The 16,620-nt window shown below is 71.6% G+C and carries 15 protein-coding genes and 1 pseudogene; 8 read left to right on the top strand and 8 right to left on the bottom strand.

Features of this window, described 5'->3' with window-relative positions; translation table 11 throughout:
- Window positions 1-197 precede the first annotated feature (197 nt).
- On the bottom strand, window positions 198-1,106 hold the full coding sequence (locus tag ABD339_RS02070) for a PDR/VanB family oxidoreductase (protein ID WP_344561479.1): 909 nt from the start codon (window positions 1,104-1,106) through the stop codon (window positions 198-200).
- 64 nt (window positions 1,107-1,170) lie between these two features.
- A complete protein-coding gene (locus ABD339_RS02065; protein ID WP_344561477.1) occupies window positions 1,171-1,836 on the bottom strand; it encodes an MSMEG_1061 family FMN-dependent PPOX-type flavoprotein in 666 nt (221 codons plus the stop codon).
- A 211-nt stretch (window positions 1,837-2,047) separates the two neighbouring features.
- On the opposite strand from ABD339_RS02065, the gene ABD339_RS02060 reads away from it, so the two are divergent.
- Window positions 2,048-2,695, top strand: a complete 648-nt coding sequence (locus ABD339_RS02060) for a TetR/AcrR family transcriptional regulator (protein WP_344561475.1) — start codon at window positions 2,048-2,050, stop codon at window positions 2,693-2,695.
- Between the two features lie 15 nt (window positions 2,696-2,710).
- On the opposite strand, the gene ABD339_RS02055 is transcribed toward ABD339_RS02060, so the two are convergent.
- On the bottom strand, window positions 2,711-2,992 hold the full coding sequence (locus ABD339_RS02055; RefSeq protein WP_344561473.1) for a GlsB/YeaQ/YmgE family stress response membrane protein: 282 nt from the start codon (window positions 2,990-2,992) through the stop codon (window positions 2,711-2,713).
- A 713-nt stretch (window positions 2,993-3,705) separates the two neighbouring features.
- On the opposite strand from ABD339_RS02055, the gene ABD339_RS02050 reads away from it, so the two are divergent.
- The 3 genes and pseudogenes from ABD339_RS02050 to ABD339_RS02040 form a co-directional block, all read left to right on the top strand.
- Complete coding sequence (locus tag ABD339_RS02050) at window positions 3,706-5,508, top strand: bifunctional 3'-5' exonuclease/DNA polymerase (protein WP_344561471.1); 1,803 nt, start codon at window positions 3,706-3,708, stop codon at window positions 5,506-5,508.
- Window positions 5,509-5,675: 167 nt separating this feature from the next.
- Window positions 5,676-7,118 (top strand): NADP-dependent phosphogluconate dehydrogenase, encoded by a 1,443-nt coding sequence (gene gndA, locus ABD339_RS02045; RefSeq protein WP_344561469.1) that lies wholly within the window; start codon window positions 5,676-5,678, stop codon window positions 7,116-7,118.
- Between the two features lie 187 nt (window positions 7,119-7,305).
- A pseudogene (locus ABD339_RS02040) lies at window positions 7,306-8,211 on the top strand (CaiB/BaiF CoA transferase family protein); the annotation flags it as partial.
- 83 nt (window positions 8,212-8,294) lie between these two features.
- On the opposite strand, the gene ABD339_RS02035 reads toward ABD339_RS02040, so the two are convergent.
- Both ABD339_RS02035 and ABD339_RS02030 read right to left on the bottom strand, forming a co-directional pair.
- A complete protein-coding gene (locus ABD339_RS02035) occupies window positions 8,295-8,954 on the bottom strand; it encodes a GntR family transcriptional regulator (RefSeq protein WP_344561467.1) in 660 nt (219 codons plus the stop codon).
- A gap of 106 nt (window positions 8,955-9,060) precedes the next feature.
- Window positions 9,061-9,294, bottom strand: a complete 234-nt coding sequence (locus tag ABD339_RS02030; protein ID WP_344561465.1) for a hypothetical protein — start codon at window positions 9,292-9,294, stop codon at window positions 9,061-9,063.
- Between the two features lie 337 nt (window positions 9,295-9,631).
- On the opposite strand from ABD339_RS02030, the gene ABD339_RS02025 reads away from it, so the two are divergent.
- Window positions 9,632-9,835 carry a hypothetical protein gene (locus tag ABD339_RS02025; RefSeq protein ID WP_344561463.1) on the top strand — a complete coding sequence of 68 codons (204 nt, stop codon included), beginning with the start codon at window positions 9,632-9,634 and terminating at the stop codon, window positions 9,833-9,835.
- 170 nt (window positions 9,836-10,005) lie between these two features.
- Window positions 10,006-11,022, top strand: a complete 1,017-nt coding sequence (locus ABD339_RS02020) for a PHP domain-containing protein (protein WP_344561461.1) — start codon at window positions 10,006-10,008, stop codon at window positions 11,020-11,022.
- 70 nt (window positions 11,023-11,092) lie between these two features.
- Here the strand turns inward: ABD339_RS02020 and ABD339_RS02015 are convergent, their stop codons facing one another.
- The gene (locus ABD339_RS02015; RefSeq protein ID WP_344561459.1) at window positions 11,093-11,824 is read right to left on the bottom strand and encodes a FadR/GntR family transcriptional regulator; all 732 of its coding nucleotides are present in this window, start codon (window positions 11,822-11,824) and stop codon (window positions 11,093-11,095) included.
- 201 nt (window positions 11,825-12,025) lie between these two features.
- Here ABD339_RS02015 and ABD339_RS02010 point away from each other — a divergent pair, with 201 nt between their 5' ends.
- Together ABD339_RS02010 and ABD339_RS02005 are read left to right on the top strand one after the other, a co-directional pair.
- The gene (locus ABD339_RS02010) at window positions 12,026-12,559 is read left to right on the top strand and encodes a gluconokinase (RefSeq protein WP_344561607.1); all 534 of its coding nucleotides are present in this window, start codon (window positions 12,026-12,028) and stop codon (window positions 12,557-12,559) included.
- Between the two features lie 82 nt (window positions 12,560-12,641).
- On the top strand, window positions 12,642-14,045 hold the full coding sequence (locus ABD339_RS02005; RefSeq protein ID WP_344561457.1) for a GntT/GntP/DsdX family permease: 1,404 nt from the start codon (window positions 12,642-12,644) through the stop codon (window positions 14,043-14,045).
- Window positions 14,046-14,124: 79 nt separating this feature from the next.
- Here ABD339_RS02005 and ABD339_RS02000 read toward each other — a convergent pair whose 3' ends face one another.
- Both ABD339_RS02000 and ABD339_RS01995 read right to left on the bottom strand, forming a co-directional pair.
- A complete protein-coding gene (locus tag ABD339_RS02000) occupies window positions 14,125-15,264 on the bottom strand; it encodes an L-talarate/galactarate dehydratase (protein ID WP_344561605.1) in 1,140 nt (379 codons plus the stop codon).
- Between the two features lie 264 nt (window positions 15,265-15,528).
- The gene (locus ABD339_RS01995) at window positions 15,529-16,392 is read right to left on the bottom strand and encodes an ion transporter (RefSeq protein ID WP_344561455.1); all 864 of its coding nucleotides are present in this window, start codon (window positions 16,390-16,392) and stop codon (window positions 15,529-15,531) included.
- Window positions 16,393-16,620: the final 228 nt, after the last annotated feature.

Here is a 16,620-nt window from a genome sequence, read left to right as displayed (position 1 = left end):
GTCACAGGCGTACGCCCCGCAGCCTCGTGCGAGACGACGTACGGCCCCGCTGCGCGATCCGCCGCGGGGCCGTGCTGCGTCCCACATCCGCCACAGCCGGGGCTCGCCCGGCGACGAACGTGCGGTACCCGCCTCCCCGCGGTCCAGGTGCGGTACCCGCCCTCCCGCGGCCCGCGTGCCGGACCGGAAGACCTTCGTCAGAGATCCAGCACGAGCCGGGCCGACCGCGCGCGGGAGACGCACGCGTACATGCGGCCGGCGGGGGCACCGATGTCGTCCCGGTGCTCGGGCTCGCCGTCGAGCACGGTGAGTTCGCAACTGCCGCAGACACCTTCGCGGCAGCCGGCCTGAACAGGCCGCCCGGCGTGGGCCAGGGCCTCAAGGAGCGACTCGTCGGCCGGCACCCGCACCGTCCGCCCCGAGCGGGCCAGCGCCGCCTCGAACTCCGTGTTCGGCGCGAACGCCCTGGCCACCGGGTGAAAGCGCTCCGCCCGCAGCCGCCCGGCGGGGAACGCGTCCTGGGCGGCGGCGAGCATCGACGCGGGGCCGCAGCAGTAGACCAGGGCGCCGGAGTCCAGCCCGGGGCCCAGCGTGCCGAGGTCGGGCCTGCCCTGCTGCTTGGTCGGGACGATCCGTACCCGGTCGCCGAAGGAGGAGCGCAGCTCTTCGGTGAACGGCATGGTCGCGAGCGACCGGCCCAGGTACACGAGCGACGCCGGAACGGCCGACGCGAGGGCCGCCCGCATCATCGGCAGCAGGGGGGTGATACCGATTCCCCCGGCGAGAAAGAGATATTCCGGCGCGGGTTCGAGTGCGAAGTGGTTGCGCGGCAGCGACACTTCGAGTCCGCGGCCCCGGCGTAGGAACCGGTGGATGTATTCCGAACCGCCCCGGCTGAGGGGGTCGTACCGTATCGCGATGCGATAGGTCTCCCGATCGGCCGTATCCCCGCACAGCGAATACTGCCGGGTGAGCCAGTTCGGCAGCGCCACATCGATGTGCGCTCCCGGCTCCCAGGGCGCGAGCGGGCCCGAGGCACCGCGCAGAACGAGCGAGACGACATCTTCGGCGACCTGGTCGATACGGTCGACGATGATCTGTTGCATGGGGGTTCCCATTTCCCTCGGTGGCCGCCTCGGCCTGTGCGTGGGGCCAATTCGGTCAAGGCGTTCAGTAGAGCTTCCGATAGGCTTCTTCGAGGCCGCTCTCCATCACGCCCGGGTCGGTGTCGAGCCCCATCTGGGCGGTGGCGACCTCGCCGACCGACGGGAGTTCCTCGGCGAGCGCCTGGCTCTCGGGCTCCCACATCCGGGAGCGGATGAGCGCACGACCGCAGTGGAAATAGACCTCCTCCACGTCCACGACGATCGCCAGCACCGCTTCTTTGGCCTCGGTCCGCATCCTGGCGAGAACATCGGGTTCGTCCGTCGGATAGGCGCGGCCGTTGACCCGCAGTGTTTCGCGTGCGCCGGGGATCAGGAAAAGCAGCCCGATGCCGTCGTTCTCGGCGAGATTGCCGAAAGTGTCGGCGATCTTGTTTCCGGGCCGGTCGGGTATCGCGAGCGTGTGCTCGTCGAGGACCTTCACAAATCCCGGATAGTCGCCACGGGGTGAGCAGTCGGCGCGCCCCGCCGCGTCCGCCGTCGCCACCGAGAGGAAAGGGGAATGCGCGATGAACAGCCGGGAGTAATCGTCGATCCGGTCGAGAATCTTGCTCTTGAGCATGGGATCGGGCTCCCCGAGCCGGGCCCGGACCTCGGCCGGTGACACCCGCCGGGGCCGCGCAACTGGCTGTGCGCCAGGCCGGGTAACGAGCTGTGCGCCGACATTCACCATGGAGACTCCTTCCAGGGAAGAGACGGGGGCGGGGCGGGCAGTACGGGGAGGAGCATCGGGTGGCTGTGGGGCGCACCCACCCCGCGTCACCCGCCGCCACACTCCCTGCCGACGGCCGCCGTTCTGTGCTCCGTCGCAGTTCATGGCAACATTGTGAGCAATTATTCAGGTCCTGCGCCACTCGCGTTCACGGCGCTGCCCAGGAGGTGTCATGACGTCCGGCCATCGCGGACTTCAGCCACGTAAACAGCCACGCCAGGCTCGCGCCGAACTCACCAGGCAGCGCATCCTCACCGCGGCTGCTCATGTTTTCGCCGAACACGGCTACGCCGCCGGGACCACCAACCGGATCGCCGAGCGCGCCCGGATCTCGATCGGCTCGCTGTACCAGTACTACCCGAACAAGGATGCGATCCTGGTCGAGCTGGTGATCCGGCACCTCGACGAGGGGGCGAGCGCCGTGGCACGGAGCCAGGACGGTGAACTCCCCGACTCCCTCGAAGAGATCATCCGCATGTTCGTACGGGCCGCGATCGACAACCACCTCGACGACCCGCAGTTGCTCCGCGTGATGGCCGAGCACGCACCACTTGTCCCGGAACTTCTCCAGAGGATCTCCCGTCACGAACAGGAACGGGTCGCCTACACCCGGGAGTTGCTCGAACGCCGCCCGGAGGTCAAGGTCGGCGACACGGAGACCGCCGCCCGGCTCGTCGTCTCCACGATCGAACTCCTCGCCCACAAGCTGATCGCCGCCCCCGACTCCATCGACCTCCATCGGTTCGAGAACGAACTCGTCGCCATGCTCACGCGCTACCTCACGCACGGAGCGGAACCATCGGACAACGCGCAGCCATAGCGGACGCGGGGCCGGCTACCGGCGGCGTTCCGACCGGCCGCGCGCTTTCGCACCGTCCAGGATCCCGACCCCTACTGCCGCGAGGGCGACCTGGATGGCGAGTTCTATCCAGTCGATCCCCCGGGTATCGGCGACACCGACCGCGCCGGCGATGGCCGTTCCCACCAGTGCGGCGACGATGCCGACCACGAGCGTCCAGAGCAGCCCGACGTTCTGCCGCCCCGGCAGGACAAGACGGCCGAGTGCGCCGATGACGAGGCCGATGATGACGGCGCTGACGATTCCTGAGATATCCATGGAGTCCCCTTCTGCCCGCACGGGATGCGTCCGTCGTACGGGTGTCCAGCCGGACGGCGAATATGTTCCACACCGGGGCCGCGGGCCCGCTCCCTGCCACCGGGAGCCCCGCCGGCCGCCTGGCCCCGCCCGCCCCAGCGGCCTGCCGCCGCCCGCCAGTGGCTGCTCCGCATGCCCCGTACCGAGATCGAGATCACCGCGGAGCTGATCCGCGATCTGCTGCGCGGCCAGCACCCCGAGCCGGCCGATCGCCCTGTGGGCTCGGCGCGCGTGGCTGGGACAACCAACTGTGGCGGATCGGCGCCCCAGACCTCTTCCACGCGGCCGATCGGCCGAGCCCGGACGCCGCGGCCTTGCGCCGTGCCCGCGACCGGGCAGTGCTGCGCGCCCTCACGGGCATCCACGTCGGAGACACCGGCGTCCACGGCCGGCCCGGAGGCAAACCCAGCTGGGGCCTGCCCGCCCAGGCCGCGCCGCGCCGCGCCGCCTCAGCGCATCCGTGCACCGGTGATCAAGCACTTCGGAGGGAGGCCGGACAAACAAGCTGCGTCTGTCACGCTCCTCACCGGAGCGTGACCTCCGCGAACCCTCGCGGACTCGCGGCGCGCGCGTCTCAGCCCCGCCCGGCGCGAGGCGAGGCGGGGACGGGGGACGGAGCAGGCGCCCGGCAGCGGCCGGGGGCGTTGTCAGTGCGGGCTGGGAGACTCGGCGGCATGGCAGAGGCAGTGGCGGAACGCGTCACGTCCGACGAGGTCACCGGAGTCAGGTGGGCACTGGCCCCCGTGGGGGACGGACGGGTGCGCGTGTGTCCGGTGGACGCACGGGGCCGGCGGTCGGGCCCCGTGCGCACCGAGAGGTCGGCGGCGGCAGCGGTGCAGTCCAGACCGGAGGCGGCCCGCTGGGTGTGGCGCTCGACGGCCGGGATCCATCCGGAGCTGGCGGCCTCCGCGTCCTCCCGGCCAGGAGGTGGGGCCGGGGCGCGCGTGGAGCGGTGCTACGACGTGGAGGCGGCCGAGGCCCTGCTGCTGGGCCATGAGGGCAGGGCGGGGCACGCCCGCTCGCTGCCGGCGGCGTGGGCGCGGCTGCACGGGCTGCCCGTCCCGCCGGACCGGCAGGCCGTGCCACGCGAGTCCGACCCGCAGCCTTCGCTGTTCGAAGCCGGGCCGGTGCCGCTGCCCGAGGGCACGGATCCGCTGGAGGTGCTGCTGGAGGTGTACGCCGCGCAGCTGAGCCGTACGGAGCGGGCTGAGCACCCGGAGCGTATGCGGCTGCTGCTGGCGGGCGAGTCGGCGGGCACGCTGGTGGCGGCCGAGATGACCAGGGCGGGTGTCCCCTGGAGCGCCGAGGTCCACCGGGAGCTGCTGCGGGAGCTGCTGGGCGAGCGGTACGCGGGCGGCGGGCTGCCGCGCCGCCTTGTCGAACTGGAAGAGGAGGTCTCGCGGGCATTCGGCCCCGAGGTGCGGGTCCGGCCGGATCTGGCGGCCGAGGTGCTCCAGGCGTTCGCGCGCGCCGGAATCCGGCTGTCGTCCACCCGCAAGTGGGAGCTGGAGAAGGTCGATCATCCGGCCGTCGAGCCCCTGTTGCGCTACAAGAAGCTCTACCGGCTCTATACCGCGCACGGCTGGGCCTGGCTGCGCTCCTGGGTGCGCGAGGGCCGCTTCCATGCGGAGTACGTGCCCGGAGGGGCGGCCTCCGGACGGTGGACGACCAACGGGGGCGGGGCGCTCCAGATTCCGAAGGTGGTGCGCCGTGCCGTGGTCGCCGACCCGGGCTGGCGCCTGGTGGTGGCGGACGCCGATCAGATGGAGCCCCGTGTGCTGGCCGCTGTCTCCCGGGATCCGGGGCTGATGGCGGTGGCGGGCAGTAGCCGCGATCTGTACACGGAGCTGTCGGAGAAGGCGTTTTCCGGCGATCGTGCCCAGGCGAAGCTGGCGCTGCTCGGCGCGATCTACGGCCAGACCAGCGGCGACGGGCTCAAGAACCTCGCCGCGCTCCGAAGACGCTTCCCGGCCGCTGTCGCCTATGTGGACGAGGCGGCGCGGGCGGGTGAGGAAGGGCGTCTGGTGCGTACCCACCTCGGCCGCACCTGTCCCCCGGCGGGGCAGGGCGGGGCGGCCGGTGAGGACGGCGGCAGCGGGCCGGAGGCCGGTGAGGGGGCGGGCGCCGAGGCCGGGGCCGACGAGGGGGAGGCGGGCGGAGAGCGGTGGTCCGGCGGAGGCGGTGCGGCCAGGGCGCGAGGCCGGTTCACCCGGAACTTCGTGGTGCAGGGCAGCGCCGCCGACTGGGCGGTGCTGATGCTGGCCGCGCTGCGTCAGCGGCTGGCGGGCATGGCCGCCGAGCTGGTGTTCTTCCAGCACGACGAGGTGATCGTGCACTGCCCGGCCGAGGAGGCGGAGGCGGTCGCCGAGGCGATCGGGGCGGCGGGCGAGCAGGCCGGGGTGGCGGCGTTCGGCCCGACCCCGGTGCGGTTCGCGTTCACCACGGCGGTCGTGGAGTGCTACGCGGACGCGAAATAGAGCGCCCGTCGTGTGCCGGCCGGCTGCCTCGCGGACGCGCCATGTGGCCCTCCCTACACAGGCCCGCCACCGGCCCCGGCGAGCGGACCGGCGGGGGCCGCGAGACCATCGGAAGGGGTACGGCGGCACCGGCCCGCCCGCACGAGCACGCTCCAGAAGGGGTACACATGACAGCATCGGCCCAGATCGGCGTCACCGGATTGGCCGTCATGGGGCGCAACCTGGCCCGTAACTTCGCCCGCAACGGCTACACCGTCGCTCTGCACAACAGGACCGCCGCCCGCACACGCGAGGTCATCGAGCAGTTCGGCGAGGAGGGCGAGTTCGTCGCCACGCAGAGCCCCGAGGAGTTCGTGGCGGCTCTGGAGCGGCCTCGGCGCCTGGTCGTCATGGTGCAGGCGGGGGAGGCGACGGACGCCGTGATCAGGGAGTTCGCCCCGCTCCTCGAAGACGGAGACGTCATCATCGACGGCGGGAACGCGCACTTCGCGGACACCCGGCGGCGTGAGAAGGAGTTGCGCGAGCAGGGCATCCACTTCGTCGGTACCGGTGTCTCCGGCGGTGAGGAAGGCGCGTTGCACGGCCCGAGCATCATGCCCGGCGGCTCCGAGGAGTCCTACGCCTCGCTCGGCCCCATGCTGGAGAAGATCTCGGCGAAGGCGGAGTCGGACGGCACTCCCTGCGTCACGCACTGCGGCCCGGACGGTGCGGGCCACTTCGTCAAGATGACGCACAACGGCATCGAGTACGCCGATATGCAGCTCATCGCCGAGGCGTACGACCTGCTGCGGCAGGTGGGCGGCTTCTCTCCCGCGGAGATCGCGGACATCTTCCGCTCCTGGAACGAGGGCCGTCTCGATTCGTACCTCATCGAGATCACCGCCGAGGTCCTGTCGCACACCGACGCGGCGACCGGCAAGCCGTTCATCGACGTGGTGGAGGACCAGGCGGAGCAGAAGGGCACGGGGCGCTGGACCGTGCAGATCGCCCTGGACCTGGGCGCTCCGGTCTCCGGAATCGCCGAGGCCGTCTTCGCCCGCTCCGTCTCCGGCCACGCGGATCTGCGTGCCGCCTCCCGCAAGCTGGCCGGGCCCAGGCCACACGCCCTCGGCGAGGCCGACTCGTCGGCCTTCTGCGCTCGCGTCGAACAGGCCCTGTACGCCTCGAAGATCGTCTCGTACACACAGGGTTTCCACGAGATCGCCGCCGGCAGCGAGCAGTACGGCTGGAACATCGACCTCGGCAAGGTCGCCGCGATCTGGCGCGGCGGCTGCATCATCCGGGCCGCCTTCCTCGACCGGATCACCGGCGCCTACGCGGCCCAGCCCCAACTGCCGAGCCTGCTCGCCGACAAGAGGTTCGCCGACGAGATCGCCGCCGCCCAGGACGACTGGCGCCAGGTGCTGGCCACAGCCGTCACCCAGGGTGTCCCCACCCCCGGCTTCTCCTCCGCCCTCGCCTACTACGACTCCCTGCGCGCCGACCGCCTGCCCGCCGCGCTCACCCAGGGCCAGCGCGACTACTTCGGGGCGCACACCTACCGGCGCACCGACCGCGACGGCGTCTTCCACACCCTCTGGGGCGGCGACCGGACGGAGGTCGAGCGCTGACCCCTCTGTTCCTGTGCGAGGGCGAGGGAAGTTTTATAACTTTCCCGACCGGAGGGCAAGAGGTCGGCGCGACGCCGGATTTCGATCCCCTTCGTGCAACGACGGACCCCAACGCCCAGAAGAGCCCAACAAACCGCCAGTACAGCCACTTTGACGCAAGCCTCCGCTCGCCGGTCAGTGAGATCACGCGACCACCGACGTGCTGATCGAGAACTTCCGCCCCGGAACCCTGGAGCGGTGGGGCCTCGGACCGGCGGAGCTCCAGCGGGTCAACCCTCGGCTCGTCGTCGCCAGGATGACGGGCTTCGGTCAGTTCGGGCCGAGGGCCTCGCAGCCCGGGTTCGGCACCCTGGCCGAGGCGATGAGCGGCTTCGCGTCCGCGACCGGCGAGCCGGACGGCCCGCCGAGGCTGCCCCCGCTCGCTCTCGCGGACGGCGTCGCGGGACTGGCCATGTCCTACGCGGTCATGGTCGCGCTGCGCTCCCGGGACGAGACCGGGCAGGGCCAGGTGATCGACATGGCCCTCATCGAACCGATCCTGTCGGTTCTCGGCCCCCAGGTCGCGGCCTACAACGCGCTGGGCGTACTCCCCCAGCGCACCGGCAACCGTTCGCACAGCAACGCCCCGCGCAACACCTACCGCACCCGCGACGGACGCTGGCTGGCGATCTCGACGAGCGCCCAGCCCATCGCCGCACGGGTGATGCGCCTGGTCGGCAGGGGCGACCTGGTGGAGCAGCCGTGGTTCGCCACCGGCCAGGGCAGGGTCGAGCACGTGGACGAACTCGACACGGCGGTCGGCCGCTGGATAGCCGAGCGCGACGCGGACGAGGTGATCGAGGCGTTCGGCGCGGCGCAGGCCGCGTTCGCACCCGTCTACGACGCCTCCGACATCGCCGAAGACCCTCAATACCGGGCGCTCAACACGATCTTGGACATGCCGGACGAGGAACTGGGCCACGTGAGCGTTCAGAACGTGCTGTTCAGACTGTCCGGGACCCCGGGCGCGATCCGGTGGACGGGCCCTCGGCTCGCCCTGGCCGGAGACGGTCCCACCGAGCACGATCCCGCCCAGCTCCAGCCCGAGGGCTCCCCTGCGTGTTCCCTTGGCGAAACGGTGGGACCGACCGCGCATGGCGGGCCCCGGCGGAGCGACGGCGGCGATCAGCGCCCGCCTCAGCAGGGGCCGCGCCGTCCCAGCCGGTAGTCGCTGCTGAATTGCACGTGCTCGACCATGATGCGCTCGGCCGTGTTGCCGTCCCCGACCTGGAGGGCCCGGAGCATCCGCTCGTGCACGTTCAGGTTGTTCTTCGCGTGAGCCGGGTCGAGCCACAACGAGGCGCCCGGAGGCACCGGATAGCTGTTGCGCACGGATCGGGCGTGGGCCCCCAGAAAGGCGGGGCCGCCGATTTCGGTGACCGCCAGATGCAGCTGACGGCTCTGCTCGCCCAGCAGTTCGTGCCTTCCCCGCCGCTCGTCCTCCACCATCGACGCGTGCGACTGCCACAATTCGTCGAGCTGTTCCCTGGTGATCCTGGCCGCGGCCAGTCTCGCCCCCAGACCCTCGATCGCGGCCCGGACGCTGTAGAACTCCGAAAGGGCCTCATCGCTGAGGTCGATGACCGTCGCCCCGTGATGCCGCTCGTAGCTGATCAGGCCGTCCCGCTCCAGCCGTCGGAGCGCCTCGCGTACCGGCGTGATGGAGACCCCCAGCCGCTCGGCAACGGCTGCGGCCCGCAAGGGAGTTCCGCCGGGAATCTCGGCGGTGCGAATCTCGCGCAGCAGGGAATCGTAGACGTAGTCCGCTTTGCTCTGCGAACGGCCGGGCTCAGCCAATTCGACCGCGACCTCCCCATCGACAGTGGTGCGGAGACTTTACCTCGCGGCCCGGAGCACGCCCCCATCCGCCGGCTCCGGTCCGCCCGGCCCCCCGGTCACCGCGCTAACGCCGCACCAGCGGGCGCGACATGGGCACGCACGCCCTGTTGCGGGGCTCCCAGTAGGCCCCCGTCGGGCAGCGCTTCATCGGGGCGAGGGCAGGGGCCGAGGTGGACGTGTGGGCGGGCCCGGCCTGGGCGGGGGCGGTCAGGGTCAGCGCCCCGGCGGTGAGAGCGCAGAGAAGTGCGGCACGTACGAGTCCCCCCATACGGGCCTTCACGGCCGTATCGGTCTTCACAGCTGTATCGGATTTCACGGCCGTATCGGATTTCACTGCTGTACCGGTCTTCGCAGCCGGGCCGGGGCCCGCGGCCTTGGCTGTGACGGTGTCCGGGGTCGCGTCTGTGCTCGGGGTCCTGCTGGTGTGCTCTGTCATGCTCTGATGCGTACCTGCTGGTGGGCGGGGGCGCCTCCGGAAGCCGGTGTGGTTCACCCGTCCGGGAGCCGATTGTCCACTTCCCGTAACAGCCGGGTGCCGGTGCGGTCCCCGGGCCGCTGCCCGGGCACCCCGCCCTCCCGCCCTGCGCGTCTCTTCGCACAGGAACACGAAGTGACAGCAAGCGAAGGGGAACCCCATGGCATCCGGTTGCCGCGACTGCGCGACGTGCACCAAATCCGGTGTGGGCAAGCTCGTCCAGAAGACGGCGGTAGGGCTCATGTACCTCTGCACGGTGGGGATCGGCTATGTCGTCAAACGGGGGCTACGGCGCCACTGCCCCCAGTGCGGGCATCTGCTGTCGGGCCACGCGCGCCGGGCGGACGGCTCCTTCCGCGACTGACAGCACGGGCAGCCGGGCGGAGCACCGGCCGCAACGGGGAGCCCGTGGAAGGAGGCCCGGCGAGGAGCCCCGCCAGGAGGGAGCCCAAGGAGTCCCGGCGGGCGAGAAGGACCCAGGTGCGTCACCGTAGCGGGGAGGAGACGGCTCGGGGACCGGCGGAAGGGGCGGCCATGGAGCCGCGGGCGGCACTGGAGCGGATCGCGTTCCTGCTGGAGCGCGCCCAGGCGCCGACGTATCGCGTACGGGCCTTCCGCACGGCCGCGCAGGTGCTGGCCGGGCTTCCGGACGGGGAGGCCGAGCGGCGGGCGGCTGCGGGGACGCTGGAGTCGCTGAAGGGCCTGGGGCCCAAGACCGCGCAGGTCGTGCGGGAGGCGCTGAGCGGCGACGTGCCGCGCTACCTGGCCCGGCTGGAGGCCGGGGCGGACGCGGAGCCGCCGTTGCCCGGCGCGGCGCGGGAGCTGCGGGCGGCGCTGCGCGGCGACTGCCATCTGCACTCGGACTGGTCGGACGGTGGCAGCCCCATCGAAGAGATGGCGGCGACGGCGAAGGCGCTCGGGCACGAGTGGGCGGTGCTCACCGACCACTCGCCACGTCTGACGATCGCCCGCGGCCTGTCCGCCGACCGGCTGCGCGCGCAGTTGGAGGTGGTCGCGGAGGTGAGCGAACGGCTGGCGCCGTTCCGGCTGCTCACCGGCATCGAATGCGACATTCTGGAGGACGGCGCGCTCGACCAGGAGGAGGAGTTGCTGGCCGGGCTCGATGTGGTGGTCGCGTCGGTGCACTCCAAGCTGCGGATGCCGCGCGGGGAGATGACGCGGCGCATGGTCCGCGCCGTCCGCAACCCCCTGGTGGACGTGCTGGGGCACTGCACCGGCCGACTCTCCTCGGGCAGAGGGCGCCCGGAGTCGGAGTTCGACGCCGACGCCGTCTTCGCCGCCTGCGCCGAGTCGCGGACGGCGGTGGAGATCAACTGCCGTCCGGAGCGCCGCGATCCGCCCCGCCGGCTGCTGCGGCGGGCCCTCGCCGCGGGGGCGTACTTCGCCATCGACACCGACGCGCACGCGCCCGGTCAGCTCGGCTGGCAAGAGGGCGGCTGCGTGCGCGCCGCCGAGTGCGGGGTGCCGGTGGAGCGCGTCATCAACACCCTTGCCACCGACGCGCTGCTGCGCTGGACCGGCGGGGCGTGACCGCCACCGCTCGTGGACCGCGCCCGGCCCCGGCGGGCGCGTGCTCGCCGCGCCCTGGCCGACTCTGCGTCTAGGGAGCCAGGACGTCCAGTTCGGCCATCGCGTCCTCGGTGATGGTGCGCATGGCGCGCTCGGCGCGCGGGCCGTCGCCCTCGCGGACGGCCTCCGCCACCTGCACGTGGAGGGTGACGGCCTCCTGGCGGGGGTCGCTGAACATGACCTCGTGCTGGGTACGCCCGGTGAGGACGGCGGCCACGACGTCGCCGAGCCGGGCGAACATCTCGTTGTGGGAGGCGCGCAGCACGGTGCCGTGGAAGGCGATGTCGTGGACCAGGTAGTTGTCGAGCTGCTGGCCGCGTGAGGTGGCGACCATGCCCAGGGCGTGCTCGGTCAGCGCGGCGCACTCCTGCGGGGTGGCCAGTTCGGCGGCGAGGCGGGCGGCGACCGGTTCGACGGCCGAGCGCAGCACGGTGAGGGAGCGAAGCTGGCGGCCACGGTCGGCGCCTGCGAGGCGCCAGGTGATGACCTGCGGGTCATAGACGTTCCACTGCTCGGTGGGCAGGACCGTGACCCCCACCCGGCGGCGCGATTCGACCAGGTGCATGGACTCCAGCACCCGTACCGCCTCCCGGGCGACCGTGCGGGAGACCTCGTACCGGGCGGCCAGTTCCTCGGTGAGCAGGACGGTGCCCGGGGGGTGCTCGCCCGCAGTGATCGCGGGTCCAAGGGAGGCGAGCACCTGGGCGTGCAGTCCCCGCTCGCGCGCCGGTCCCCCGTCCGGATGTGCCGCCTGGCTGGTCATGAGTCGTGGCTCTCCTGAGTTGTTCCGCCCCCGCCCCGCGCGCCCCGCTGGGCGAGCGCCCGGGACGTTCAGCCTACGTGCTCCGCGTCACGTCAATTAAGTATGACTAATTGATGTCCGGCTATTGAATACATGTGACCTATGAGGTTGAGTGTGCTCGGCGCCGAGGTCGATGAGGACAGCAAGGCAGTGAGGTGTGAGATGACGGACCAGAACGTCGTGGTCGTCATGGGTGTGGCCGGGACCGGCAAGACCACGGTCGGACGGCTCCTCGCGGAGGCGCTGGAGGTGCCCTACGCCGAGGCCGACGCCTTCCATCCGCCCGCGAACGTGGCCAAGATGTCCGCCGGTATCCCGCTGGACGACGCCGACCGGGCGCCCTGGCTGGACGCGATCGGCGCCTGGGCACACCGCCACCAGCGGCGGGGCGGGGTCGTCAGCTGCTCCGCGCTCAAGCGGGCCTACCGTGACCGGCTGCGGGCCGCCGCACCCGGCGTCTTCCACCTGCACCTCACCGGCGACCGCGCCCTGATCGCCCGGCGGATGGCCGCACGCGAGGACCACTTCATGCCGGTCGCCCTGCTGGACTCCCAGTTCGCGACGCTCCAGCCCCTGGAGCCGGACGAGCTCGGCGTCACCGTCTCCGTCGCCCCGGGGCCGCAGGTGGTCGTCGAGCACGCGCTCAGCGCGCTGGCCGCGCTGCGGCCCGCCGCCGGGCCGGTCCCCCGTCCCTGAAGCCCTCCGCCATCCCCTCCAATCCCACAGAACCACTCACCGCGAAGAAGACAGAACCACTCACCGCGAAGAAGGAAGAGCCGTGCGTCATCTCAGTGCCGAGATGCTGGCAGCGGGGTCGCAGCAGCCGGACCCCATCTCGTCCGCCGGCAACGCCCAACTGGGGATCGCCGCGGTCGTCGGCATCGCCGTCATCGTCGTCCTCATCACCCGCTTCAAGCTGCACGCGTTCCTGGCGCTGACCGTCGGCTCGCTCGCATTGGGCGCCGTCGCGGCGGCGCCGCTGGACAAGGCCATCGCGAGCTTCACCACCGGACTCGGGGACACCGTCTCCGGCGTCGGTGTACTCATCGCGCTCGGGGCCATTCTGGGCAAGCTGCTCGCCGACTCCGGCGGCGCCGACCAGATCGTCGACACGATCCTGGCCAAGGCCGGCAGGCGCACCATCCCCTGGGCCATGGCGCTCATCGCGGGGATCATCGGGCTGCCGATGTTCTTCGAGGTCGGGCTGGTGCTGCTGATCCCCGTGGTGCTGCTGGTGGCAAAGCGCGGCAACTTCTCGGTGATGCGGGTCGGCATCCCGGCGCTCGCCGGGCTCTCGGTGATGCACGGTCTCGTCCCGCCGCACCCGGGTCCGCTCGTCGCCATCGACGCCATCCACGCCAACTTGGGCGTGACGCTGGCGCTGGGCCTGCTCGTCGGCATCCCGACGCTGATCGTGGCCGGTCCGCTCTTCGGCAAGGTGGCCGCACGGTGGGTGGACACCACCCCGCCCGAGGGAGTCGTACCGGAGCGCGCGACGGCCGACCTGGAGCGGCGGCCCGGCTTCGGCATCACCCTGGTGACGGTGCTGCTGCCCGTCGCCCTGATGCTCGCCAAGGCGCTGACCGACATCGTCGTCGACGATGCCGAGAACACCGTGCAGCGCGTCATGGACGTGGTCGGCGACCCGATGATCGCGCTGCTGGTCGCAGTGCTCGTGGCCATGTTCACGCTCGGCCGCTCCGCAGGCTTCAGCAAGGACCGGCTGTCCTCGACGGTCGGCGCGTCCCTCGGACCGATCGCGGGCATCTTGCTGATCGTCGGCGCGGGCGGCGGCTTCAAGCAGACGCTGGTGGACGTGGGTATCGGGGAGATGATCCTGGACCTGTCCCGGGACTGGTCCATCCCGGCCCTGCTGCTCGGGTGGCTCATCGCCGTCGGCATCCGCCTGGCGACCGGTTCCGCGACGGTGGCCACCGTCTCGGCCGCCGGGCTGGTCGCGCCGCTCGCCGCCGACATGTCCTCGGCCCAGGCCGCGCTGGTGGTCCTCGCCGTGGGCGCGGGCTCCCTGTTCTTCAGCCACGTCAACGACGCGGGGTTCTGGCTGGTGAAGGAGTACTTCGGGATGAGCGTCGGGCAGACGATCAAGTCCTGGTCGGTGATGGAGACGATCATCTCCGTTGTCGCACTGGTCCTGCTGTTGCTGCTGTCACTGGTGCTGTAGCCCCGCCTCTCAGGGCCCGGTGGGGGCGGGGGCGCCGCGCGGCAGGACCGGGTGCGCCCCGGCACCCCGCCGGGTGCGGCTACGAGGTGAGGGCCGCCTCCTCGGACGTCCACTCGGCGGCCTGCTCGCTGAGGGAGAGGCCGAGGCCCGGACGGCTGGGGACGATCATGCGTCCCTCGCGCAGTTCCAGGCGTTCGTTGAACATCGGCTCCAGCCACTCGAAGTGCTCGACCCAGGTGGTGCGCGGGTAGGCGGCTGCGAGGTGAAGGTGGATCTCCATCGCGAAGTGCGGGGCCATGGACAGGCACTTGTGGTCCGCGAGGGCCATGATCTGCAAGAAGGGCGTGATGCCGCCGACCCGAGGGGCATCGGGCTGGATGAAGTCGGCCGCGTTCTTCATGATCAGGTCGGTGTGCTCGGCGGTGCTGGTCAGCATCTCCCCGGTCGCGACGGGGGTGTCCAGCGTGGCGGCGAGGGCGGCGTGCCCCTCCGCATCGTGCGCGTCGAGAGGCTCTTCGAGCCAGGTGAGGCCGAACTCTTCGAGGGCGCGTCCCATGCGGGCCGCTGTCGGGCGGTCCCACTGCTGGTTGGCGTCGGCCATCAGCGGAACCCGGTCGCCGAGGTGCTCGCGCAGGGCGGTGAGGCGTCGCAGGTCGGCGCCGGTATCGGGGCCGCCCACCTTGATCTTGATGCCGCCGATGCCCCGCGCGAGGGAGCGGTCGGCGTTCTCCCGTATCTGCTCGATGGGCATCGACAGGTATCCGCCGGAGGTGTTGTAACAGCTGACCGAGTCGCGGTGGGCGCCGAGGAGCTTGGCCAGCGGGAGCCCGGCACGGCGGGCCTTGAGGTCCCACAGGGCGATGTCGAAGGCGGCGATGGACTGCGTGGTCAGCCCGCTGCGCCCCATGGAGGCACCCGCCCAGACCAGTTTCTGCCACAGCCGGCCGGTGTCGCTGGGGTCCTCTCCGATCAGCTCCGGGGCGATCTCCACGGCGTGCGCGTACAGGGCGGGCCCGCCGGCGCGCTTGGAGTATCCGAAGCCGATTCCTTCGTGGCCGCCCTCGGTGGTGATCCGTGCGAACAGGAACGCGATCTCGGTCAACGGTTTCTGACGGCCCGTCAGTACCTTGGCGTCGCTGATGGGAGAGGCGAGCGGCAGCCGGACGAGGGAGAGCCGGACCTGGGAGACGCGGTCGAGGGCCGCCTCACCGGGAGCGATGGCGAACGGCTCGCCGAACGCGGCCGGATGGCCGGAAGCCCCAGGGGCGGCGGGAGCGGCGGCGGGGCGGGGACGAGAGGTCACCGTGCGGGTCCTTTCGGTGTGCGTGTCGGGGACTGCGCGTGCGCGGTCGGGCGCCGCCGGGGAGAGCCTTCCCGTACCCGGCGCCACCGCCGACAGCAAACCCTCCATACCCGCACTCCGCCCTCCGCTCCCCTGCCGGTCCTCCCGCCGCCTTGTCCGGCGACTTCACCCGCCCGCTGGTCACGGCCGCCGCCCGGCGGACGTCAAACTGCCCTCCAGATCGTCCAGGGCCCGGCGGGCCGCCGCGATCTTCGCGCTCAGCTCCGTCTCCGGCACCGGCGCTCCGTCGTAGGTCCGGCGGCCCCCCTCCTCCGCGTCCCGCGCTTCCTCAAGGGAGTTGAGGACCACACCGATCAGCAGGTTGACCAGGACGAAGGAGCTGAGGAGCACGTAGGAGGCGAAGTAGACGATGCTCCACCGGGAGATCTCCAGCCCGGTACGGACGGCGTCGCCCAGGCCGTCCAGGGTCATCAGCAAGAACAGCGTCAGTCCTGCCCGGCCCAGGGAGCCGAAGTGCTCGGGGTCCTCCCCGGCGAAGAAGACCCAGCCCACCATCGAGTAGAGGTAGAGCAGCAGGGCGCCCACGAGCAGGAAGCTGAGCGTGCCGGGAAGGCTCTTGCCGACCGCGACGAGGACGATGCGCAACTGCGGCAGGAACCGCGCGGCCCTCAGCACACGCGCGAGGCGCAGCAGGCGCAGCACCGTGGCGTTCTCGCGGGCGAAGGGGAGGTAGGCGAAGAGCACCACGGCGAGGTCGAAGACGTTCCACGGGTCCCGGAAGAACTCCTTCGGGCGGTCGGCGCAGGCCGCGAACCGCAGCAGGATCTCCAAGGTGAAGACGACGAGGAAGGCGTGATCGACAGCCTTCAGCTCCGCGTGCCAGCGCCCTTGGACGCCCGGATAGGTCTCGACGCCGAGCAGGGCGGCGTTGCCCAGGATGAGGGCGAAGGCGAGCACACCGAACCAGCCCGACTCGGTGATCGCGCGGCATCGTTCGGGCAGCGGATGGTGCCCGCCCAACGGCGGTGAGGAGATCGCGGACATCGGGCTTCCTGGCGCGGGTTTCATCAGCGGACGGGAGGGTTTCCTTCATGGCCGCCCGCCCCCTTCGCCCGCACGGGCCGCCGTCGGGGTGCTTCGTGCGGGCGGAGGGGGCGCGGATCACGCGTGGGCGGTCCGGTCACGCGCGGCTGGTTCGAACACACACGGGCGGTCGGTCCGGGCACACGTTTCCGGCCGGATCACGCGTCGGCGGTCCAGCTCACGCGCTGG

It is taken from the genome of Streptomyces axinellae, from assembly GCF_039532135.1.
GTDB lineage: Bacteria > Actinomycetota > Actinomycetes > Streptomycetales > Streptomycetaceae > Streptomyces > Streptomyces axinellae.
This window is presented reverse-complemented; position numbering and strand designations above follow the sequence as displayed.

What these genes read in the sequence shown, in the direction of transcription:
- ABD339_RS02055 (WP_344561473.1), bottom strand. Translation starts at nt 2,992, where the DNA reads ATGGATATCTCAGGAATCGTCAGCGCCGTCATCATCGGCCTCGTCATC.
- ABD339_RS02050 (WP_344561471.1), top strand. Translation starts at nt 3,706, where the DNA reads ATGGCAGAGGCAGTGGCGGAACGCGTCACGTCCGACGAGGTCACCGGA.
- ABD339_RS02065 (WP_344561477.1), bottom strand. Translation starts at nt 1,836, where the DNA reads ATGGTGAATGTCGGCGCACAGCTCGTTACCCGGCCTGGCGCACAGCCA.
- ABD339_RS02070 (WP_344561479.1), bottom strand. Translation starts at nt 1,106, where the DNA reads ATGCAACAGATCATCGTCGACCGTATCGACCAGGTCGCCGAAGATGTC.
- ABD339_RS02025 (WP_344561463.1), top strand. Translation starts at nt 9,632, where the DNA reads ATGGCATCCGGTTGCCGCGACTGCGCGACGTGCACCAAATCCGGTGTG.
- ABD339_RS01995 (WP_344561455.1), bottom strand. Translation starts at nt 16,392, where the DNA reads ATGTCCGCGATCTCCTCACCGCCGTTGGGCGGGCACCATCCGCTGCCC.
- ABD339_RS02015 (WP_344561459.1), bottom strand. Translation starts at nt 11,824, where the DNA reads ATGACCAGCCAGGCGGCACATCCGGACGGGGGACCGGCGCGCGAGCGG.
- ABD339_RS02020 (WP_344561461.1), top strand. Translation starts at nt 10,006, where the DNA reads ATGGAGCCGCGGGCGGCACTGGAGCGGATCGCGTTCCTGCTGGAGCGC.
- ABD339_RS02060 (WP_344561475.1), top strand. Translation starts at nt 2,048, where the DNA reads ATGACGTCCGGCCATCGCGGACTTCAGCCACGTAAACAGCCACGCCAG.
- ABD339_RS02010 (WP_344561607.1), top strand. Translation starts at nt 12,026, where the DNA reads ATGACGGACCAGAACGTCGTGGTCGTCATGGGTGTGGCCGGGACCGGC.
- gndA (WP_344561469.1), top strand. Translation starts at nt 5,676, where the DNA reads ATGACAGCATCGGCCCAGATCGGCGTCACCGGATTGGCCGTCATGGGG.